The sequence below is a fragment of the Brevundimonas sp. UBA5713 genome, from assembly GCF_002419815.1.
Taxonomy (GTDB): domain Bacteria; phylum Pseudomonadota; class Alphaproteobacteria; order Caulobacterales; family Caulobacteraceae; genus Brevundimonas.
This window is the reverse complement of record NZ_DIGV01000012.1, coordinates 6,510-27,583: the sequence shown is the minus strand read 5'-3', so window position 1 is coordinate 27,583 and position 21,074 is coordinate 6,510. Positions and strand designations below refer to the sequence as shown.

The 21,074-nt window shown below is 62.9% G+C and carries 16 protein-coding genes and 1 pseudogene; 10 read left to right on the top strand and 7 right to left on the bottom strand.

Annotation, left to right across the window (positions count from 1 at the left end; all coding sequences use genetic code 11):
• Positions 1-261: 261 nt before the first annotated feature.
• The 4 genes and pseudogenes from B3B04_RS14675 to B3B04_RS01615 form a co-directional block, all read left to right on the top strand.
• A pseudogene (locus B3B04_RS14675) lies at positions 262-774 on the top strand (TonB-dependent receptor plug domain-containing protein); the annotation flags it as partial.
• Between the two features lie 670 nt (positions 775-1,444).
• Positions 1,445-3,214 carry a TonB-dependent receptor gene (locus B3B04_RS01625; RefSeq protein WP_422653061.1) on the top strand — a complete coding sequence of 590 codons (1,770 nt, stop codon included), beginning with the start codon at positions 1,445-1,447 and terminating at the stop codon, positions 3,212-3,214.
• Between the two features lie 84 nt (positions 3,215-3,298).
• Positions 3,299-4,768, top strand: a complete 1,470-nt coding sequence (locus tag B3B04_RS01620; RefSeq protein ID WP_292039177.1) for a S10 family serine carboxypeptidase-like protein — start codon at positions 3,299-3,301, stop codon at positions 4,766-4,768.
• Between the two features lie 12 nt (positions 4,769-4,780).
• A complete protein-coding gene (locus B3B04_RS01615) occupies positions 4,781-6,487 on the top strand; it encodes a hypothetical protein (RefSeq protein WP_292039175.1) in 1,707 nt (568 codons plus the stop codon).
• A gap of 45 nt (positions 6,488-6,532) precedes the next feature.
• On the opposite strand, the gene B3B04_RS01610 is transcribed toward B3B04_RS01615, so the two are convergent.
• A complete protein-coding gene (locus B3B04_RS01610; protein ID WP_292039172.1) occupies positions 6,533-7,015 on the bottom strand; it encodes an Lrp/AsnC family transcriptional regulator in 483 nt (160 codons plus the stop codon).
• Positions 7,016-7,164: 149 nt separating this feature from the next.
• Here B3B04_RS01610 and B3B04_RS01605 point away from each other — a divergent pair, with 149 nt between their 5' ends.
• The 3 genes from B3B04_RS01605 to B3B04_RS01595 are packed head-to-tail and all read left to right on the top strand — an operon-like array spanning position 7,165 to position 11,463.
• Positions 7,165-8,331, top strand: coding sequence for a pyridoxal phosphate-dependent aminotransferase (locus B3B04_RS01605; RefSeq protein WP_292039170.1), 1,167 nt, complete (start codon positions 7,165-7,167; stop codon positions 8,329-8,331).
• A 32-nt stretch (positions 8,332-8,363) separates the two neighbouring features.
• Entirely contained in the window at positions 8,364-10,472 is a 2,109-nt protein-coding gene (locus B3B04_RS01600; RefSeq protein WP_292039167.1) for an amidohydrolase family protein, read from the top strand.
• Between the two features lie 13 nt (positions 10,473-10,485).
• Positions 10,486-11,463 carry an ornithine cyclodeaminase family protein gene (locus tag B3B04_RS01595; protein WP_292039164.1) on the top strand — a complete coding sequence of 326 codons (978 nt, stop codon included), beginning with the start codon at positions 10,486-10,488 and terminating at the stop codon, positions 11,461-11,463.
• Here the strand turns inward: B3B04_RS01595 and B3B04_RS01590 are convergent.
• From B3B04_RS01590 to B3B04_RS01565, 6 genes are all read right to left on the bottom strand, one after another.
• A complete protein-coding gene (locus B3B04_RS01590; protein WP_292039162.1) occupies positions 11,460-12,896 on the bottom strand; it encodes a S10 family serine carboxypeptidase-like protein in 1,437 nt (478 codons plus the stop codon). The two genes, B3B04_RS01595 and B3B04_RS01590, sit on opposite strands and share 4 nt — an antisense overlap.
• Before the next feature lie 4 nt (positions 12,897-12,900).
• A complete protein-coding gene (locus B3B04_RS01585; RefSeq protein WP_292039160.1) occupies positions 12,901-14,229 on the bottom strand; it encodes an APC family permease in 1,329 nt (442 codons plus the stop codon).
• A 17-nt stretch (positions 14,230-14,246) separates the two neighbouring features.
• Positions 14,247-15,200, bottom strand: coding sequence for an ornithine cyclodeaminase family protein (locus tag B3B04_RS01580; protein WP_292039157.1), 954 nt, complete (start codon positions 15,198-15,200; stop codon positions 14,247-14,249).
• Complete coding sequence (locus B3B04_RS01575) at positions 15,197-16,354, bottom strand: aminotransferase class V-fold PLP-dependent enzyme (protein ID WP_292039155.1); 1,158 nt, start codon at positions 16,352-16,354, stop codon at positions 15,197-15,199. Before B3B04_RS01575 ends, B3B04_RS01580 begins: the two co-directional genes overlap by 4 nt.
• Before the next feature lie 109 nt (positions 16,355-16,463).
• Positions 16,464-18,188, bottom strand: coding sequence for a hypothetical protein (locus B3B04_RS01570; protein WP_292039153.1), 1,725 nt, complete (start codon positions 18,186-18,188; stop codon positions 16,464-16,466).
• A gap of 192 nt (positions 18,189-18,380) precedes the next feature.
• Positions 18,381-18,806 carry a GreA/GreB family elongation factor gene (locus tag B3B04_RS01565; RefSeq protein WP_292039150.1) on the bottom strand — a complete coding sequence of 142 codons (426 nt, stop codon included), beginning with the start codon at positions 18,804-18,806 and terminating at the stop codon, positions 18,381-18,383.
• A 586-nt stretch (positions 18,807-19,392) separates the two neighbouring features.
• Between B3B04_RS01565 and folP the strand changes: the two genes are divergently transcribed.
• The 3 genes from folP to B3B04_RS01550 all read left to right on the top strand — a co-directional run bounded on the left by folP (position 19,393) and on the right by B3B04_RS01550 (position 21,039).
• The gene (folP, locus tag B3B04_RS01560) at positions 19,393-20,250 is read left to right on the top strand and encodes a dihydropteroate synthase (protein WP_292039147.1); all 858 of its coding nucleotides are present in this window, start codon (positions 19,393-19,395) and stop codon (positions 20,248-20,250) included.
• Between the two features lie 12 nt (positions 20,251-20,262).
• The gene (locus B3B04_RS01555) at positions 20,263-20,625 is read left to right on the top strand and encodes a DMT family protein (RefSeq protein WP_292039145.1); all 363 of its coding nucleotides are present in this window, start codon (positions 20,263-20,265) and stop codon (positions 20,623-20,625) included.
• Positions 20,626-20,694: 69 nt separating this feature from the next.
• Positions 20,695-21,039, top strand: coding sequence for a DMT family transporter (locus B3B04_RS01550; RefSeq protein ID WP_292039142.1), 345 nt, complete (start codon positions 20,695-20,697; stop codon positions 21,037-21,039).
• Positions 21,040-21,074 lie beyond the last annotated feature (35 nt).

Sequence of the window (21,074 nt, the reverse complement as noted above, 5' to 3'; positions counted from 1 at the left end):
AGCGGGGCTTTTTGCTGTCCGGGCTCCGCTAATTGCTGATGCCATGAGCGCAATCGCTTTGTATTTCACGTCCAGCGAGAATGGTGGCTGCTAGCACCACCTGTTTCACTCTGTCCGAATATCTTAACTGCCTGAATGGCAGTGGGTCGATCAATCATGCGGTATTTTCGCCAAGTTCACGGCATTTAGAAAAAATCTTCCGTCTGAATGCGGATAAGTTATTCAGTGAGGGACGGTTCTACCGAATAGGCGGAGCCGTCAATGAGGGGAACAGTCGTGAAAAGATTTCCAGTGAAAACCGTACTGGCCACCACGGTCGCAGGCGTCGCACTTTCGGCTGCCCTGAGCGCACAAGCCACTGTGGCGTGGCAAGAGGAACAAGTGGCCGAGGTCGGTGAGATCGTCGTCACGGGTACCCGCATTCGGCGGGTGCAAACCAGTACGTCGGCACCTGTGGTCAATGTCGATCGTGAGGTCATGGACGAGCGCGGCTATGTCCAGGCTGGTCAGGCACTGAACCAGAACACGGCCGTGGTCCCCTCCACCCCGATGGCAGACGGCAGCGGTGCCGCGTCCGGCAGTGGCGCGCAGTATCCGAACCTGTTTGGTCTGGGCGCAGGCCGTACCCTGACGCTGGTCAACGGTCGGCGTTTCGTCACCACCGCCGATGGCACCGGTGATCGCGTGGTCGACACCAACATCATTCCGGTAGGCCTGCTGAAGCGCGTGGACGTGGTTCAGGCTGGCGGCGCGGCTGTCTACGGCTCGGACGCCATCGCCGGCGTGGTCAACTATGTGCTGCGGGATGATTTTGAAGGCGTCGAAGTGGATGCCCAATATGGCATCAGCTCGCGTGATGACTATCCGCAGACCAGCCTGCGCCTGACCGCCGGCAAGAACATCTTTGACGGTCGCGGCAACATCGCCGCCAGCGTCGAATACTCCAAGACCGACTCTCTGTTCAGCTATGACCGTCCGAGTTCGAATCTGGGCCGTCTGACGGTTACCAATCCGGATAACACGTCGAACAATGACGGCATTCCGGCCGTCAAAGAGATCTTCAACTCCCACTTCTGGAACTTCAACTACAACGGCGTGATCTACTCGACACCTGCGCCGCTGGAGATGTTCCTGCTGCGTGCCGGTGGCAATCCGCTACAGTTCGACAAGAACGGCCAGAACGTCGTGCCGTACGACACCGGCACCATCCACTCCATCCCGTTCGCCTCGGGTGGCGACGGCTGGGACTACCGCGACATCGCCGCTCTCTACACCGGCGTCGAGCGCGTGAATGCCAGCGTGATTGGTCACTATGACCTGACCGATCGCGTGCGCCTGACCGGCGAGTTCACCTATGCCCAGACCGAAGGGCGCGACCCCTTCGGCACCCAAGGCAAGGCGACCACGGTGCTGAACACCAACTCGCCCACGGCGGGNNGCCATCATGTTCTTCAACAACAACGCCTTCCTGACGCCGGAGGCCCGCGCTGCTCTGGAGGCGGCCAGCCCGTCGTTCGCCGGTGGCGCGCCTTTGTGGCTGTCCAAGCTCTGGGACGACGCCCTGCCGAGCCGCGAGTTTGTCCACACCACGGACGTCTATCGCGGCCAGATCGGTCTGGAAGGTGACTTCGACTACGCGGACCGCAACTTCTACTGGTCGGCGTCGTACAGCCGCGCCGAGGTGAAGGGCGAGACCCGTGGCTGGGATATCTGGAACGAGCGCCTGCGCAATGCGGTCAACGCCATCAACGTCGATGGCAAGATTGTTTGCCGCAACATGGATCCGTCCTGTGTGCCGGTGAACATGTTCGGCACGGGCCGTGTCACGCCGGAAATGCGTGACTACATCGTGCTGCCGGTCGGCCAGACCTATGACAATACCCAGGACAACTTCCTGGCGACCATCGGCGGCGATGTGTTCGAACTGCCGGCAGGTCCGCTGTCCTTCTCGCTGGCGTATGAATACCGCGCCGAGGAGTCGAGCTTCACGCCGTCGCAAGCTTCCCAACAGGGCTTGGTGGGTACGGGTAGCACCTCGGTACCGACGGGCGGAAAGTACAACACCAACGAGTTTTCGGCCGAACTGCTGGTCCCGATTTTCGGTGGCGACTTCACCCTGCCGTTCGTCCAGTCGCTGGAAATCGACGGGGCCTATCGCTCGGTCGACAACTCCATCGCGGGCCGCGAGAACGTCTGGGGCGCAGGCGTTCGCTGGGGCATCGTCGATGGTCTGACGGTGCGCGCCTCGCGTAGCCGTAACTTCCGAGCGCCGACGCTCAGCCAGCTGTTTGCGCCGTCGTCGACCGGTCTGAACGCGATCAGCATCAACCCCTGCGACTCGGACCGCATCAACTCGGGTCCGAACCCGTCTGTGCGCCTGGCCAACTGTGAAGCTCTGTTCGCCGCCAATCCTTTGTGGGGACCGCTGGCCGGTTTCCAGGATGAAGGCGAGAACTATAACAACGTCCTGGTTACCTCGGGCGGCAATCCGGACCTGCGCAACGAACTGTCCGACACCACCACCTATGGCATCGTCTGGCAGCCGTCGTTCGTTCCGGGCCTGACGCTGGTGGCAGACCGCATCGAGGTGGAGCTGAAGGACGGTCTGTCGGCCTTCGAGCCGTCGGACTTCCTGCAGACCTGCTTCGACTCGACCGAGCGCAATAGTGCCTGCGACACCTTCACCTTCAACGATCAAGGTCACGTCGCCACGGCGATCTCCACCACCTTCAACGCGGGCCGCATCCGCTATGAGGGTGAGGTCTACAACATCAACTATGGCTTTAGCCTGGATGACGTGTTCAAGGGCGGCCACTACGGCTCGCTGGAGCTGAATGCCGAACTGACCCACACGGCGCTGCTGGAAACCTCGGTCACGGGCTATGACTATCTGCGCACCGATGGCACGACGGCCCGACCTGACTGGGTGTCGCGCTATGACATCCGTTACAAGCGCGGTCCTCTGCGTGTGTCCTATTCGATGAACTATTTGCCGTCGGCCAAGGTGAACCTGTACGACACCATCGAGTCCACGCCGAATCCGGACATCGACAGCAACGTCCGCCACAGCCTCTCGGCCATGTATGACTTTGGACAGTACACGGTGCGCGGCGGTGTCACCAACCTGACCGATGAAGAGCCGTCCTACCCCACGCGCAGCTACGGCGACATCCTCGGTCGCCAGTTCTTCGTGGGTGTGAACGCCCGCTTCTAAGACGGACGAAAAACGGGGGCGGCACTTTTAACAAGGTGCCGCCCTTGGTCTATTGAGAGCCCTAAACTGGGGCAGGGGCCGAGTATGACTATATCGCTGAACCGTCGCGCTATCTTGTCGGGCATGGCTGCGGGTAGTGCGGCCCTGCCAGTGGCGGCGAGCGCGTCGGCTATGACGGCAGTGAGCTTTCAGCGCGATCATGTGGGCCGGTTCAACGGCCAGCGGGTGCCCTATCGCGCCGTCATGCGGCACATGGACGTGTATGCCGATGCCGACATGCCTTCGGCGAGATTCGTTTACACCGCCTATGTGCGCCAGCCGGTTCAGGCCAGCCGTCCGGTCATCTTCCTGTTCAACGGCGGGCCGATCGTCGCCTCGACCTATCTGCACGTCGGGGCTTTTGGTCCGGTCCGGTATGATCCGCCCAAGGATGTGACGGCTCCGGTCACATCGTCTCAGGCTCCGCTGGCAAACGAAGACAGCCTGCTGGATGTGGCTGACCTCGTTTTTATCGATCCGCCAGAAACCGGTTTCAGCCGTCTGCATAATCCGGACGATGCGGCCCGCGCCTCGTCCGATACCGTCGACAGCGCCCTGACGGCGGCCTTTATCCGTCAGTGGATCGCCACGGAAAACCGCTCGGCCTCGCCGCTCTATCTGGTGGGCGAAAGCTATGGCACGCTGCGGGCGGCCAATGTGGCGGGGCTGCTGGCCGATGATCTGCCGTTGTCGGGTGTGGCCTTGCTGGGGCAGGCTCTGAACATGGTGGAGACCACCCAGCGCCGTGCCAACGGCCTGTCCTATGCCGTCAATCTTCCGGCGCTCACGGCCATTGCCGCCTATCATGGCCGCATCCCCGGATCGGAGGACATCCGCGCCCGCATCGAAGAGTCTTGGGCGTTTGCGATGGGCGACTATGTGAATGCGCTTCGCCGTCTGAACCATCTCACACAGGTCGAGCGTGAGGCCATCGCCCGGCGCTTGCAGGACCTGAGCGGCATATCCGCCGGCTATTATTTGGCCAACCGGTTGGTAATCCCGAAGATGACCTTCACGCGCGAGCTGTTCCGCGCAGAGGGTCTGGCCGTTGGCGTCTATGACGGCCGTTATAAGGGACCCGCCAGCGAGGGCGATCCTTATAACAAGGTCAACGCCTTGATCCCGCCTTTGATGGCGCAGCATTTGCGCGACAATCTGGGCGTGACGCTGGACATGGCCGACTATCGTGCTGCCGCACCGCGCGTGGCCCCGTGGCAATATCAGCCGACAGGCGGGGCAGGCGGTCCGTTCGATGACTATGACTATGACCGTGGTATCGCCCGCGCCATGCAGGCCAAGGCCGACTTCCGCCTGCTGATCGGTACCGGCATCTATGACACCACCACCACATTGGGGGCCGCCCGCTATCTGCTGGCGCAGGCGACCTATCCGGTCGAACGGGTGGTGATGAAGGAATATGAGGGCGGCCATATGGCCTACAGCAATCCGGATGCGCGCACGCAAATGGCCCGCGATCTGCGCGCCTTTGTCACCGCTTCTGCCGTTCCGGCGTAAGGGGAGTTGGACATGGAAATCCGTAAAAGCCGCCATTTGATCGGGGCCTGTGTGGCTGTCTGGGCCAGCGTGGCCAGTGCCGGTCTGGCGCAAGCCGGAGATGGCGATATCCGCATCCAGCTGTCGCCGCGTCTGCTGAATGGCCAGTTCGGCGATATGGCCGTCCAGCTCAAGATCGAGAACCCGTCTTTTGACGCGGGCGAAGTGGTAGTGGATCTGCCCTTGGTGCACGTCATGGCCCCGTCAGCGGTACAGAGTGCCGAAGCTATCACCGCGCACGACGCGGCAGGTCCGCTGGCACTGGAGGCCGATGTCGATCCGGTCGATCCGACCAACTTCCGCCAAGGCCGCCGCTGGAAGGCCAGCCGTGCCAGTGTCGGCGATGTGGTGGTCAGTTATGTGGCCACCCCGCGCGAGATTACGCCGACTACCCGCCCCGGGCCGCTGGTGGATATGCGCACCGAGGGGCAGGGCTTTCATGCCTCAGGCTCGATCTTTCTGGCCCTGCCGACCGAAGGTTGGCCACGGCAGGTTGATCTGGACTGGAACCTTGGGACCATGGGCGAAGGCCACCGCGGCGTTAGCAGTCTGGGACAGGGCAGCCTGTCCGGACGCTATGATCGTGGCGATCTGACCGGCAGCTTCTTCATGGCCGGTCCGGTCATCAGCCAGCCGCAAAGTGGCGAAGGCCCGTTCGTCGGCTATTGGCTGACCCCGCCGGTGTTCGACCTGCAAGGCGCGCTGTCCAAGATCGAGGCGGCCTATGCCGAGATCTCCAGCTTCTTTGGTGACGAGACCGCGCCGTTCAAAGTCTTTATGCGCACGACCGAGCGTTTCGCGGGCGGCGGCACGGGCGGTCGCTCGTCCTTCATCTTCGGCACGGTGGCCGGAGAAGTGCGCGAGGATGAAGAACTGCTGGGCCTTTTGGTGCACGAGACCCTGCACAACTGGCTGAACGGTCTGGGCGAGGCGACCAGCCAGTGGTGGTCCGAAGGCTCGACCTCCTACTACACCGAGGTCATGGGCTATCGCACCGGCATCTCCACTCTGGCCCAGTACCAGAAGGGCATGAATGATCTGGCTAAGGCCTATTATCTCAACCCGCGTAGCAACCTGTCCAGCGAGGAGGTGACCCAGCTCTTCTTCTCGGATGGCGATGCGCAACTGGTGCCCTATCAGCGCGGTCCGCTTTATTTCGCCCAGCTGGACGGCCTGATCCGCGAACGCTCCAACGGCGCGCGCCGCGTTGACGATCTGGTGCGCGCGCTTCTGGATGCGCGCAAATCGGGCGGTGACTACAGCCAGCAGGGCTGGATCAATCTTCTTCGTGCCGAACTGGGCGAAGAGGGCGTGCAGAATTTCCACGACATGATGGCCGGGCGCTTGGCCGAACTGCCCGCCAATATGTTGGGGGCCTGCTTTGATCGCAAAGCCACCACCTTTCGCCGTTTCTATACCGGCCTTCGCACCGAGTTCGACGGGCGTATCTCGCGCGTGATCGAAAACACCCCTGCCGCAGCCGCAGGCCTGCTGGCCGGTGATCGTCTGGTCGATGCCGACGCGTTGAAGACACTGGAAGAGGCCGGTCCGGGCGAAGCCGTGGTGCAGGTGGTCCGCGATGGCCAGAGCCTGACCTTCCGCTTTGACCCCTGGGGGCCCGAGCGCCCCGGCTATGTCTGGGAGCGAAACGCCGTCCCCGAACAGCAGTGCGGCATCTAAAAGCAAAAGGCCCGTCACATCGACGGGCCTTTTCGTTTCATTATCTTAGGCCTTGGCCAGTCCGCGCACCGGCAGGAAAGTGGAGCGTTTCATCTCCGACAGGGCCACGGTGGAGTTGATGTCTTCCACCCCCGGTAGTTTCAGCAGCTTGCTGAAAATGAACTCCTGGTACCAGCGGATGTCCGGCGCGATCACCTTGATCATGCAATCCCGCTCGCCAAGAATGGAATAACATTCAACGATTTCGGGCGTCGCCTCGATGGCGGTCATGAATTTCTCGCGCTCGTCCTCGCTCAGATGCTTGATCTTAAGCTGGGCGAAAACATGCAGCTGGAAGCCCAGCTTCTCCGCGTCGAGAATGGCGACCTGAGCCTTGATATAGCCCTCGTCCTTCATGCGCTGGATACGGCGCCAGCACGGAGACTGGGACAAACCCACCCGTTCGGCCAATTCAGACGTGGACATTGAACAGTCGCGTTGAAGCTGTTCCAGGATACGGACGTCGATGGCGTCCAATGATGACGACATTATTTGGTGCCTCTACCGTTCAAGCCTGCATTGTCTATTCATGCATTGGGACAAGTTTCAACGCAAACGCAAAGATTGTCCGAGGCTTGCGGCGATATGATGCGGTCCTACGGAGAAGCCCCTTCTCCAACGGGTGGGACAAGTGCCAGATGGCTGATCAGGAAAAGGCGGCAAGCGTGTTCGAAGCCGTCCGCAAGGATGATCCCCTATATGGGACTAAGGCCTTCACGCCTTGGAGCCGGTATCTGCATAGCCGCATGCCTCTGCCTGCCGAGGCGCGCATCCTGTTCGACAGCACGGTCGAAGAGCCGCTGGAACAGCTGGCCGAGGTGGTGCGTCAGGCGTTTCACAATGAGGTGAGCAGCCGCTACCAGAGCGTGTTTGCACGCGGTAACGCCTTTCTCATTGCCGCACTGGCCCGGCGCTATGGGGTGGGCGAGGACGAAGTACTGCCGACCACGGGGGTGGTATCGGGGCTGCGTCAGGTTCTGTTTTCGCTGATCAAGCCCGGCGACAAGGTGGCGGTGGAAACCCCATGCTTTGACGTGCTGCCCAACATGGTCAAACAGGCCCGTGCCGAAGTGGTGCCGCTGGTCCGTCAATGGCCGTGCTTTGACATTACGGCCGCTTCGGTCGAAGCCGTCATGGCCGAAGGTTGTCGTATGGTGGTGATCAGCCACCTGCACAACCCATCGGGCATGCCTCTGTCAGAGAGCCGTCTGGCCGAGCTGGAAGCGGTGGTCCGCGCCCATGACGGCTGGCTGGTGGTCGACGAGGTCTATGCCGATATGGCGCGCGTCGCATCGGGACCGCTGCAAGTCCTGCCGCGTCTGATCCGCCTCAACAGCTTGTCCAAGGTGTTCGGCCTGCATGGCCTGCGCTGTGGCTGGATCACGGCTGAAAAGGACGTGCTGAACCATATTGTCGAGACCAACAGCCTGTCCGAGTTCGGGCCGTCGAAACTCTCCCACTCGGTCGCGGCGCTTGTGCTGGAGCAGCCTGAACCGTTCGAGGCTCACAGTCTGCGCGTCATCAGCCGCAGCCGCGCGGTGATGGAATACCATCTGGCCGCCATGGCCGCTGATGGACTTATCGAAGGCGGTTTGCCCGCCTATGGCTGCATGGCCTTTCCGCGTGTGGTGAACCATGCCGACACGCTTGTTCTGGCTGAAACCCTGTGGCGCGATCATGGTCTGGTATCGGCACCGGGGGAAATGTTCGGTCTGGCCGGACATATGCGTCTGGGGCTGGGCTCTTCGGTCGAGGCCATGGATGACGGCTTGGCCCGTCTGCACAGAGCGCTAAAAACAGTCTGATTTATAGGCACATCGTCGCGGGGGACTAACGCATGCGTCATCGGAGTTTTGGTAAGGCCGCCGCCGTCTTGGCATCGACCATGGCCCTGATGGCCGCCGCGCCGTCTTTGGCCGATCCTGTCCGCTATGATGTGATGGCCAATGGCGAGACTGTCGGCTGGCTGGTCGTCGATCGGGACGGGCAGGAAGTGGCCATCGACTATCACGTCGACAACAATGGCCGTGGTCCCAAACACCGCGAACAGGTGACACTGGATGCCGACGCCTATCCGGTATCGTGGACCATCAAGGGCACGTCTCTGTTCGGTGCCGCCATTGACGAGAGTTTTGTGCGCGAAGGCCAGACCGTCCGCTGGGTCAGTCAGGCCGATCGTGGCGAAATGCCTGTCAGCCAAGGCCGCCTCTATGTCGCCAACGACGCCAGCCCCTATAGCCTTGCCCTCTACGCCAATGCGCTGAAACAGGCAGAGGAGCAGGCCGCCGACGCCGTGCCCGGTGGTCGCATTTCTCTGGCGGCGGTGCAGGATGTTGCGTTGGATGGCGGACGTTTGACCGGCACCGTCTATCGCCTGACGGGTCTGAACCTCGCTCCGGGCTATGTGGTGCTGGATCAGGCAGGCGAGCTACTGGGTGATTTTGGCGGGGTGATCCGCGCCGATCTGGCCGACGACGCTCCACGCCTGCAACAGCTGCGGTCAGAGCTAGAAACCCGCCGCATCCGCGACATCCAAGCCCGCCATGCCCAGCGTTTCGATGCGCCGGTGCGCTTGCGCAATGTGCGGGTTTTTGATCCGGAAACCGGTCAGCTGTCACCGCTGTCCGAGGTGACGGTCTTCGAGAACCGTATCACCACCATCCTGCCCGAGAGCGGCGGTGCGGCCCGCGCCGATGCCTATGAGATCGACGGTCAGGGCGGCACGCTGGTGCCCGGTCTGCATGATATGCACGCCCACAACTCCATCCAGAGCAGTCTGAACTATCTGATGGCGGGCGTGACCTCGACCCGCGACATGGGCAATGACAATGCCCGCCTGCTTCAACTGACCCAACAGATCGAGGACGGCGAACTGCCCGGTCCGCGCATTGTCCGCAGCGGCATGCTGGAAGGGCGCAGCCCCTATTCGGTGCGCACCGGCATTGTCGCCGACACGCTGGATGAGGCGTTCGAGGCCCTGCGCTGGTACGCCGATCGCGGCTATTGGCAGGTGAAAATCTACAACTCCCTGCACCCCGAATGGGTGGCCCCTGTCGCGGCAGAAGCCAAGCGTCTGGGAATGGGCGTCACCGGCCACGTTCCGGCCTTTGTCACGCCTGATCAGGCGCTGGCGGCGGGCTATGACGAGATTTCGCACATCAACCAGCTGATGCTGGGGTGGCTGCTGGAAGAGGGCGAGGATTCGCGCACGCCCTTGCGGCTGACCGGCATGGCGCGCGGCGCGACGCTGGATATGGACAGCGACAGGGTTCAGCGCACCATCGAGACCATGGCCGCCGGCAACATGGCGCTGGACGTCACTGCCGTCACGCTGGAAACCCTGATGATGAGCCGCGCGGGCGAGGTTCCGCCGATGGCAGCGGCCTTTATCGACCACATGCCGATTGGTTATCAGCGCTATCGCCGCCGCGCATTCGTCGACATCAACACACCCGAGGCCGACGCCGCCTACCGCGGTGGTTTTGCGAAGATACTGGAGACGATCAAGCGCCTGCATGATCGGGGCATCACCCTTCTGCCGGGTACGGATGATACGCTGGGTCTGACGGTTCACCGCGAGATCGAACTGTTCACTCTGGCCGGTCTGACGCCCGCCGAGGCCCTGAAGGCGGCGACGCTGACGCCCGAGGTCTACATGGGCCGCGATGAAAACCTGGGCCGTGTGGCGCGCGGCGCTCTGGCCGACTTCTTCCTGATCCCTGGTGACCCGACGCAGGACATCAACGCTATCCGCAGAATCCGTCTGGTGATGAAGGATGGCGTGGCCTATCAGCCGCCGCACATCTATCCGGAGATGGGCATCAAGCCCTTTGCCGAGCCGGTGGTCATCATCCCGCCCACGCAAAAGCCGGATGTGTCTGATAGCGAAACGCCATCGGCCCTGTTCGGTCCCGAAGGGCTGGACGGCCACCACCACTATCACTGAGGAACGATCATCCATGCGCCTGCTGGACGGGGCTTTTGTCCGCCGCCATCTGACGGTTGAGGCCTGCATTCCCTTGATGCGACAGGCCATGACAGACCTGTCCGCCGGTCGCACAGTCCAGCCGCTTCGCAGCGTGCTTCATCTGGATGAGGGCCGCGCGTTCGGCGTCATGCCGGGGGCCATGGCCAAGGGCGGGGCGGTGTTCGGGGCCAAGCTGGTCAGCGTCTATCCCGAGAATTTCGCCAAGGGCCGCCCGTCGCACCAAGGCGCTATTGCGGTGTTTGATCCGGCAGACGGGGCGCTGTCCGCACTGGTCGAGGCCAGCGAGGTCACCCGCATCCGCACCGGCTGTGCCAGTGCGGCGGCGACCGATGCTCTCGCTCGCCCCGATGCCAAGGTGCTGGCCGTCTTGGGCTATGGCGAACAGGCACAAGGCCATGTCGAGGCCATTGCCGCTGTCCGCCCCTTGGAGCGCGTGTGCGTGTGGGGCCGCAATCGACAGCGGGCCCAACTGTTCGCCGAGACCATGACCCTGCGCACAGGCCTGTTGTTCGAGGTGTGCGACACACCCGCCGATGCCGTGCGCGAGGCTGACATCATCTGCACGACCACTGCCTCGGCAGAGCCATTGCTGGGTGCCGCCGACATCAAAGCCGGTACCCATATCAACGCTGTCGGCTCCAGCTATGTGGGGCCCTATGAGATCGCACCCGATCTGGTAGCGGCCAGCCGGTTCATCGCCGACTATCGCGCGGGCGTCTTGGCGCAGGGGGCCGAGTTCCTCGTCGCCAAGGCGGCGGGCCTGATCGATGACGATCACGTTGTCGGCGAAATCGGACAGGTCTTCGGTGGCCAGATCGAAGGCCGCACCGACGCCGATCAGATCACCGTCTACAAATCCCTCGGTCATGTGGTGCAGGACCTCGCCTGCGCCGCATGGTTGGTTTCTCAGGGCGAGGCGACGGGTGAGGGGACGGTGGTTCCCTTCTAGGGCTGCATGAAGGCCCGCACGGCGCGTGAGAGCTCTTCCAGATTGCGCTCGTCCACAAACACCGAATGGCCGGATGCGAAATAGGCGGCGGTCAGGCGGTCTGACGGGATGCCCGCCTGATCCAGCGTATAGCGACCGCCATAGGCAGGCGTGCTGAGGTCATAGAGGCCTGCCGACCAGAACACACGCAGTTCGGGATCGCGCTTCATCGCCTCGGCCAGATAGGGGATGGCGTCCTTGAACCCCTCGTGGTCCCACGCCGAGTTGACCCGCAGGTTCAGCGCCTCATAGCCATCCTTGCCCTGATAGTTCAGGCGCTGGGCGTAATAGGCATCAACCACATTGGTGCCTTCGGGCGCGCGGAACGCTTCGTCACCGGCTTGCGGGGCGCGAACGCCGGTTTCGGGGGCGTAGCCGAGGCCGGGGTCGTCATAGGGGGGCTGACGCGGCGGGGCGCTCAAAGAGGCGGTGGCGCGGGCGTCCAGCTGGCCTGTGCGCAGATCCTGCGCCTTCAGCAGGTTGAACATGAACAGGCGGTTGTCGATCTTCAGATCGTTTTCCAGCAGCAGATCAGGTTCCAGCCCCGTCAGGCCCGCCAGCATGAGGGCCATGTCCTGCTTGTCGGACGCAGGCAGGGCCCCGCCCTGGATGAGGGCGGTGACATAGTCGGTGCGCGCAAAATCGACGGCGGCATCATACACCTGCTGCGGCGAGCGGCCATGGCAATCGGTCATGGAGTGATAGCAGGCCGTCGCTGCATAGGACGGCAGCGACGACATGGCCGCCAGCGGCCCTGAACGCTCACCCGGCACCAGCGCAAACAGCAAGATGCCGTTCAGCTTCAGCTCGGGCGCAACGCGGGTCAGTTCCGCTGCGCGAATGGTGCCGTAGCTCTGGCCCAGCACATAGCGGGGCGAGGCTTCGCGGTTGTTCCGGCGCAGCCAGTCGAGGATCACATCCGCCACCGAGCGGGCATCGCCCGTGCGGCTCCAGAACGGCTGGCCGTCGGTGTGTGGGCGGCTGTAGCCCGTGCCGACTGGATCGATGAAGACCAGATCCACCTGATCCAGCAGGCTGTGCGGATTGGGCAGCAGATACTGCGCCTCGCCTTCGCCAAAGCGGCGCATCGGACCGAAGGCCCCGAAATGCAGCGGGGTGGTCGAGGCACCCGGCCCGCCGTTGAAAATAAACAGTACCGGCCTCTGCGCGGCGGCCTCATCGGTGCGCAGATAGCTGGTGGTGACGATGGTGGCTGACACTTCGCCCGCGCTGACGCGGTGCTCGGTGACCTTGGCCTGATAGGCGACGCTCTGACCGTTCAGCACGGTGGACAGGACGGCGGCTGCTGCGGGCACTTCAGCCCAGACCGGCGACAGGCTGGCGGTGGCGACCAGTGCGCCTAAAGCCACGGACGTCAGGAAGGAACGCAGCATCTGATCAACCCTCGCTATCAACGATGCCGAACCGGCCCCGCACGGCGTACCAGACCGCGCCGATAGCCCCCCAGACCAGCAAGGCCACATAAGGCTTCCAATCGGCCGTCAGGCCCAGCAGCACGACGATGCCGCTGGCGACCACACCCATCCAGCCCCAGATCGTCACGGCCTTGCGGCTAGGCTTGAACACGGCCTGGGCGTGAATGTCGGGGTGGTGTTTGGCGATACGGGTGGCGGCCAGACAGGTCGCCCCGTATTTCAGCAGGGTCGGCACGTTCACGGCCAGAAACAGCGAAGTCAGGTTCATCGGAGCCAGCAGGCCGAGGCAGCAAAAGCCGAAGGCCACGGCCAAGGCGATGTGCGGCGTGCCGAACTTGGGGTGCACCTTGGCCAGCGCGGGCGGCAGGGCCCCCGTCTTGGCCATGGCAAACAGATAGCGGCTGAACACCATGGCCAGCGCATTCAGTGACTTGCCGATGGCCAGCACGGCACCGATGACAATGACGGGGCCGGCAATGGCTGAGCCCATAAAGGCCTCGGCAGCGTCCAGTACCGGCGTCTCGGAGGCGGCCAGTGCCTGCGGCCCCAGTACGCCCAGCGCCACGGCGGCCACCAGCAGATACAGCGCCATCGCCGACAGGATGGAGGCGGCCACGCCAATGGGAATGGCGCGGCGGCTGTTCTTGACCTCGTCGCCCACTTCGGTAGCGGCCTCGATGCCAAAGAACATCCCGATCAGCAGCGGCGTAGCGGCCAGCACACCGGCCCAGCCCTCGGACATAAAGGGCACAAAGTTTACCGCCTGAATGGACGGTGCACCCCAAGCCCCGAACACCAGAAACAGCACAATCAACGCTGCCATCAGCACGGTCTGCACCTTGGCGGCGATCGACACGCCCAGCAGGTTCAGGCCGAAGATCAGCGCAAACACGGCCAGCATGGTCGTCTTGGTCGGAACCTCGACATACATCGACAGATAGCGCGTCAGCACCAGAGCCAGAATGAGCATGGCACCCACGCTGCCCACGATGCGCAGCCACGCGATGACAAAACCTGTCAGCGGCGAAATGAACCGTCGTGGCCACTCATAGGACGCCCCTGCGGTCGGAAGGGCCGAGCCCATGAAGGCATAGGTGACCGCGATCACAAACATCGGCAGGGCGGCCATGATCACGGCCAGCAGCATGGCCGGTCCGGCCAGCGCGGTCGCCGGTGCGATGACCGAAAAGATCGACACCCCGACCGCCAGTCCCATGCCAAGCGAGATTACCGACAACAGGCCAACGCCCTGTTTCAATCCGGATTTATCGGCTCCCGCAGTGTGGGCCATAGCGGTTCTTCTCCCCCTTATTGGCCGCGTAAATGTCTGCGCAACAGCCAGACAGCGGCGGCCAGATCCTGGGTGGCGTGACCCAGTGACTTATAGATGGTGACCTGATCAGCAGACGTGCGTCCCGGATGCAGGCCCCCGAAAACTTCACCGATCTCGGCGACGAAATGGGTATTGTCGATCAGTCCGGCCTCGCGTGCGCGGACGAACTCTCCGCCGTGGGCCAGAACATGGTCACGGTGGTCCCCGATATAGACGGCCTTGGCCACCAAATCCGTCGCTGCTTCTGTCGTGGCCGGACCGGACGAGCCCACCAGATTGATGTGACAGCCCGCATCGGCATGCTCGGCGGCCAAAAAGGCTTCGCGACTGGCGGTCACGGTCGTGATGATGTCAGAGCCCGCACAGGCCTCGGCGACGGTGTCGTGGGCGGTGACGGTGATGTCGTGGCTAAGATTGGCGATCGCGGCCAAAGCGACCGCCTTGTCCTTGTTGCGGCCCCAGATACGGATGTGCCGGATAGGGCGAACGGTGCTGAGCGCGCACAGATGGGCCTGGGCCTGAACGCCTGTGCCCAGAATCGTCATCACTTCGGCATCGGCGCGGGCCAGCGCATCGGTGGCGGCAGCGCTGGCGGCGGCGGTGCGGATGCGGGTGATCTCTTCGGCATCGCCGACAAACACAGGCGCGCCGGTGCCCGCATCGAACAGCACCACCAGTCCCTGATGGCGACGGCGGCCTTGATCGTCGGTCGAGACGCTAACCAGTTTGGCCCCGAACCCTTCGGGCGTGACAGCCGGCATGATGGCGAAAGTGCCCGCGTCACCAACCGGCAAAAAGCTGCGCAGATGCTGGGCCACCTCGCCTGCGGACAGGGCCTGCATGGCCCCCCGCATCAGCGGAATACAGTCCTTGAACGACAGGGCCGCGCGCACCTGAGCGGCGTCCATGACCACCAGTGATGGCTTCAAGACGTGGCCCCTGCCGACAGAGCTTCCAGCAGGCGATCAATGTCGGCCTTGGTGTTGAACACCGAAACCGAAACGCGCAGGCGGTTGGCCCCCAAGGTCGTCTGCACACCGGCAGCTTTCAGGGCCTCGCTATGCAGGGCGCGGGCGTCCTTCTTGGCAAAGGCGACCAGTGGGCCGGTGCTGTCCTCGGGCGTGATCGGCTCGAAGCCGAGACGCGGGATTTCGGCGCGGGCATAGTCGATGATCGGCTGGCGATAGGCCTGGATATTGGCCACGCCCAGTTGGTCCAGATAGTCGAGCGACCAGTCCAGATGCGCCACGCCGGTATTGCTGAAGGTGCCCATGGCGAACAGGCCGGTGGCGTCATCACGCGCGCGGGTCACAAACGGACGCTCGCCCGGTGGATCATAGGGATGGGCGTGGCTGCTGAAGGCGGCCAACTGCTGATAACCCGCCTGTGGCCGTTTCAGCTGCGGGATCAGCTCTTCGCGCACATAGACGAAGCCCAGACCCATATCGCCCATCAGCCATTTGTAACTGGCGGTGGCCAGCATATCGATGCCGGTAGCCTTCACATCGAACGGGACCGCGCCAAGGGCGTGAACCGCATCCACATAGACCTTGGCCCCATAGGCGTGGGCCAGATCGGCCACAGCCTTCAGGTCGTGCTGGAAACCGTTGATGGTGGAAATGGCGGAGACGGCCACCAGACGCGTCTGGCCGTTCATGGCCGTCTCCATGTCGCTCATGCGGATACGCCCCTCACGCATCGGCAAGACGACAACCTCCATGCCGGCCTTCTCCAACTCGTTGTACAGATGGAACGAACCGAAGAAGTGCAGGGCATCGGTGACAATGCGCCCGCCCACGCGGGGGATATCCAGCGCATTGATAAACAGCTGCTCGCCCGCCGAGGTGCTCTGCACATAGGCGACCTCTCGCGCCGAGGCGTTGATCAGGCGGGCAAAGCGATCCAGCACCGTCTGGCGCAGCGGGCCGAAGCTATAGGTCGGGTCCGCTCCGTTCATGGCGCGGCTGTCGAGGAAGCGTTTGACCGCCTCGCGCGCGCCCTTGGCGAACGGGTGGACCGATCCGGCGTCCAGATAGGTTCCTGCAATATCGGGGAACTGATCGGCGCCCAGTGATCCGTTCATGACGGGTCCATTGCTAGCGGGAAAGGCTGCCGCGCTACCTGCCGCCCCCACGGCCGGTAGCGCAGCAGCAACACCCAGCCAATCCCGGCGGGTGTAACCGTGTGTGCCCTCATTCTTCATGGGCATGTCCGTGGCCGTCGTCGCTCAGACAGCCAAAGCGGGCGGCGTCGTGTACCGGCTGCCAGCGATAGCCGCCGATGGCCTGACCGCGCGGCAGGAAGCTGACGCCATAGACCTGACCGTCACGGCGGATGGTCATTTCGACGGGTTTGGTCTCGTCGTCCCGAACCTGTTTCATCGGGGTTATGGACAGGATTTCATCGCCTTCCAGCAGACCGGCTCTGGCGGCATTGGAGTCTGGTCGCAGGTCTGCAACCACGCCCAGACGCATTTCGTCAAAGCCCAGATCCCACGGCAGGATGTCTACCGGATGGGGGCGGAAGCAAGGGGACAGGCTGTCGTCGCGCGGAATGATAATCTCGCCCGCGGCCATGGCCTCATACTCGTCCTTGGCGTGGGGGCCGATCTCGCGGGTGAGGATCTCGATCCATTCGGCCAGTCCCGCAGGCTTGCCTTCGCGCTGTCGGTTCAGAATCTCCAGCACCACATCATCCAGAGACCTGGTGCCGTTGGACGCCTCGCGCATCTGGGCGTTGACGTTCAACAGATACATAAAGCCGCGGCCATAGGGCACGCGTTGGGCGCGGGCGTCGCTCCAGAAAATCTGGCCCGCCTCGGCATTGGACAGGCGGATGTGCGGGTTGGCGTAATAGGCGTTGGCCCGCTCGTTCATTTCCTTGAGGAAATCCTCGGGCGTTATCTGGCCCAGCGAATAGGCCAGTGCCGATGAGTAATATTCGGCATTGCCCTCGGTGTACCATGCGGTCAGGGCGTGTTCGGCGTCGGTCAAACGCGGCCAGTTGTGCGCCATCTCGTGCGCCAGCAACATTTGCAGCCCGCCGGAGGTGGTCTCACCGCCCGCGCCATAGCCGAACATGAACGACTTGGCCAAGGCCGTGCCCCCACCCGCCGGATAGGGATTGGCACGCACAAACACGCGATAGGGCGCGTCTTCATCACCAAAGAATTTGGCCATGTGCTGATAGAGCGCGCGGGTCTCGGAGGCCAGTTCGCCAATGTCGAAAGGCGGCGTGTCCAGCCAGTAGAGGCCGAAATCCTCGGCACCCTGTTCCGGCTCGGACTTCACCTGACCCACGGCATAGAAGGAAAAACTCAGCGTCGAGGCCGGAGCGGTGATAGTCCGCTCACCTTCGCCCAGACTCCAGACGCCGCGCGCGCCTTCGGGCAGCTGCGACAGGTCCCAGTTCAGGGTGATATCATAAGGCTCCTGCACCGTCGGCAGAGCCATGAAATAGACGCCGGCACCCATCAGGCCACCATCCTGCGCGCGCAGATCAAACAGTGGGCCGTTGCGGGTTTCCGCCGACACTGCGCGCGGCGGCGTGGCATAGCGCACGACCATCTCGCCCTGCGGGGCACGCTGGGCCACATACTGGCGATAGAGGCCTTCGGGCGCGGGGTCTTCGTCCACAGCCGTCAAGTTCAGGGGGCCCAGGTCGTCGGTAACACTGATCTGGTCGGCGCTATAGGCCGCGGTCGGCGTCGAAACGATGTGCACCGGCATACGCAGCAGCGGCTTTCCGGCCTCGATGGCCGGTGCAGGCAAGCGCAGTTCCACGGCCAGTTCCGCCACCTGACCGTTGTCGGCAGGCTTGGGCGTTAACAGGACCGACAGGGGATCGGCAGCCAAGGCTCCCGATGGCAACAGCAGGGCCAAGGCACTGACCCACGACGCTCCCTTTAACAGACGCATAGACACCCCCGATATTTCACCAGCAAGATTAGGCTAAGGCCGAACAGATTTCATTTCTTAGCGCGGTGGATTCCGTCGCTATTCGGAATGATTTATTTGCTGTGTGTTCTCAGGCGCATAAAAAAGCCGATACAAACTGTGCAGCTTGTATCGGCTATCTCGTTGATATGAGGAAGCTTAGCTGTTTTCTGCCTATTGCGTCAGGGCCTGAATGGGGTCCTCGTCCTCGACCATGATGACGCTGAGGCGGCGCATCTCGCCGCTGGGGGCGGGCCAGTCGATGCTTTCGCCTTCGCACAGGCCAATCAGGCCTGCGCCCACATAGGACAGGATGGAGACCTTGCCCGCGTCGATATCGGCATCACGCGGCAGGACCAGTTGCACACGGCGCACATCGGCACCCTGACCATCGGTGAAATGCAACCAGCGGTTCATCGTCACCACGCCCTTGGGCATGTCTGACGGGGCGTGAACCTTTGCGCGGTCCAGCTCCTGTTGCAGCAGACCGGCTGGGCCTGATCCGGGCAGGTCCCCGACCAGTCGGTCAAGGGTGTCGAAGTCGGCCTCCAGCATATCAATGCTGGGCGGCTGGTCTTTAAGGCGGGCTTTGGTAGCCATGGGAAACTCTTTGATTTCGGGTCGGTCAGGCGGCGGTCGGGCCGTCCGGATCGGGTTGAAGGGGCGGGGGAGCTGTGCGCGAGCGCGCAGCACCGGGAAAAGGAATGACCGTGGCTTCACGGTCGGATGTCGAAGGGCGCTGCGGGGGGCAGGTCGTTCCTGACGGGTGACGATCTCCGCATTGCGGGCAGGCAGGGGACACAGACACGTGTTCGTCGGACATGGCGCAAACGATCCCGGGGTCATGGATGACAGGTCGGTAAAACAACTGGGCGTTACCTGATCTGGCGATCGGCAGGACACACTGCGGACGTACGAACGCCGGGAAATGCGAACGACCTGAACGACAGTTCTGTCACGGAGGGAGGAAAACGGACGCTAAACGGCCCCGTAGCGGCCGAAAGCGCTGTCAGGCGCGGGTACCGCTACGGGTTAGAGGCCTTCGACGCGGCGACCCGCGTGTGTAAGGCGTCGAGCTTGGCTGACGAAACGTTCCATAACGGCTAGAGGCTGGGCCTGAGTGGTGCAAAAGTCAAATCCTGTGCCGCGTGCCCCCGATGCCGTTTCCGTGAAAGAGCCTTCGTCCATGTCGCTCAAGAGCCTGTGGCAGACCCGTCAGTCGTCCGATGATCCCGCCCGCCGCTATCCGCTGGTGATGGGGATTGTGAATGTGACGCCGGACAGTTTTTCCGATGGTGGCCGGTATCAAGGCGCGGCGGCATTGGCGCACGCACGTCGCTTGATCTCGGACGGAGCCGATGTGCTGGACATCGGCGGGGAAAGCACCCGCCCCGGTTCTGATCCCGTATCGGTAGACGAAGAAATCGAGCGCGTGGTGCCGGTTATCGAGGCGTTATCGCGTGAATGGGACGGCGTCGTCAGCATCGACACCATGAAGCCTGAGGTCGCCCGCGCAGCCGTCGCGGCGGGGGCCAGCGTCTGGAATGACGTCACGGCCCTGACCTTTACGCCCGACAGCGTGGCCACGGCGGCGGCGCTCAAGGTCGAGATGATCCTCATGCATATGAAGGGCCAGCCCAAGACCATGCAGGATGCACCCCGCTATGACGATGTGGTCGCCGAGGTGACCGAACATCTGAAAGCGCAGGTGTTTGCCGCCATCGGTGCAGGGGTGAAAGCCGACCATATCTGGCTGGACCCCGGCATCGGCTTTGCCAAGACGACGGCCCATAATCTGGCCCTGACGGCGGCCCTGCCGAAACTGTGCTCTATGGGTTATCCGGTGCTGTATGCCGCCAGTCGCAAGCGGATGATTGCCGAGATCGACCCTGCGGCCACCGATGCGGGGGATCGTTTGGGCGGCACCTTGGCCCTGCACCTTGAGGCGGCCCGTCTGGGGGCGGCCATGGTACGGGTGCACGATGTGCGCGAAACCGTGCAGGCGCTGAAGGTTCAGGCCGCCCTGCGGTCTTTTGGCCTTTAAGGATTTCGGCTGATGAGCTTTGGCCTGTCTCCCTATGTGGCTCCGGTGCTGCTGCTGGCGATCTCCAACGTCTTTATGACGTTCGCCTGGTATGGCCATCTGAAGGGCGATCCCAAGCCGCTTTGGATCGCGGTTATGCTCAGCTGGGGTATCGCCTTTTTCGAATACTGGCTGGCAGTTCCGGCCAACCGGATCGGCCACACGGTCTATTCGGCGGCAGAGCTGAAAACCATGCAGGAGGTTATCACCCTGGCCGTCTTTGCAGGCTTTTCGGTGCTGTATCTGGGCGAGAAGCTGACCATCAACCACCTGATCGGTTTTGCCTTCATCGCACTGGGCGCGTGGTTTATTTTCAGAGGGCCGATCGGCCACTGATGCACACTTAGGGTTTCGAGACCACGGCCTGTCTTGCTCTTGGGCCCGGTTTCGCCCATCAGCGAGCTTATGTCTTGGCTCCTTTCTCTCAATCCGTGGCTGGTCCTGATCGTGGCTGGCCTGTTCGAAGTCATGTGGGCGTCCGGCGTGAAATACGTCGGCGTGCAGCGCCCGCTCATTTCGCTGGGCGTGGCCGTAGCGCTGGCCGCCAGCATGGTGGGTCTTTGGGCCGCGACGCAGAAGCTGCCCGTGGGCACGGCCTATGCCATCTGGACCGGCATTGGCGCGGTGGGTGCCGCCGTTGTGGGCGTGGTGATCTATAACGAACCGGCCACGGCGGTGCGCGCCGTCTGCATTCTGCTGATCGTTAGCGGCATCATCGGGCTGAAGCTGTTTTCGGGGGCAGGCGCATGAGTGGCACAGACAAACTCGCTCAAGCAGACGCCGAC

Coding starts and splice junctions, on each gene's coding strand:
- B3B04_RS01605 (WP_292039170.1), top strand. CDS start 7,165: ATGGCTGATCAGGAAAAGGCGGCAAGCGTGTTCGAAGCCGTCCGCAAG.
- B3B04_RS01570 (WP_292039153.1), bottom strand. CDS start 18,188: ATGCGTCTGTTAAAGGGAGCGTCGTGGGTCAGTGCCTTGGCCCTGCTG.
- B3B04_RS01585 (WP_292039160.1), bottom strand. CDS start 14,229: ATGGCCCACACTGCGGGAGCCGATAAATCCGGATTGAAACAGGGCGTT.
- B3B04_RS01610 (WP_292039172.1), bottom strand. CDS start 7,015: ATGTCGTCATCATTGGACGCCATCGACGTCCGTATCCTGGAACAGCTT.
- folP (WP_292039147.1), top strand. CDS start 19,393: ATGTCGCTCAAGAGCCTGTGGCAGACCCGTCAGTCGTCCGATGATCCC.
- B3B04_RS01590 (WP_292039162.1), bottom strand. CDS start 12,896: ATGCTGCGTTCCTTCCTGACGTCCGTGGCTTTAGGCGCACTGGTCGCC.
- B3B04_RS01615 (WP_292039175.1), top strand. CDS start 4,781: ATGGAAATCCGTAAAAGCCGCCATTTGATCGGGGCCTGTGTGGCTGTC.
- B3B04_RS01595 (WP_292039164.1), top strand. CDS start 10,486: ATGCGCCTGCTGGACGGGGCTTTTGTCCGCCGCCATCTGACGGTTGAG.
- B3B04_RS01550 (WP_292039142.1), top strand. CDS start 20,695: ATGTCTTGGCTCCTTTCTCTCAATCCGTGGCTGGTCCTGATCGTGGCT.
- B3B04_RS01625 (WP_422653061.1), top strand. CDS start 1,445: ATGTTCTTCAACAACAACGCCTTCCTGACGCCGGAGGCCCGCGCTGCT.
- B3B04_RS01600 (WP_292039167.1), top strand. CDS start 8,364: ATGCGTCATCGGAGTTTTGGTAAGGCCGCCGCCGTCTTGGCATCGACC.
- B3B04_RS01620 (WP_292039177.1), top strand. CDS start 3,299: ATGACTATATCGCTGAACCGTCGCGCTATCTTGTCGGGCATGGCTGCG.
- B3B04_RS01575 (WP_292039155.1), bottom strand. CDS start 16,354: ATGAACGGATCACTGGGCGCCGATCAGTTCCCCGATATTGCAGGAACC.
- B3B04_RS01565 (WP_292039150.1), bottom strand. CDS start 18,806: ATGGCTACCAAAGCCCGCCTTAAAGACCAGCCGCCCAGCATTGATATG.
- B3B04_RS01555 (WP_292039145.1), top strand. CDS start 20,263: ATGAGCTTTGGCCTGTCTCCCTATGTGGCTCCGGTGCTGCTGCTGGCG.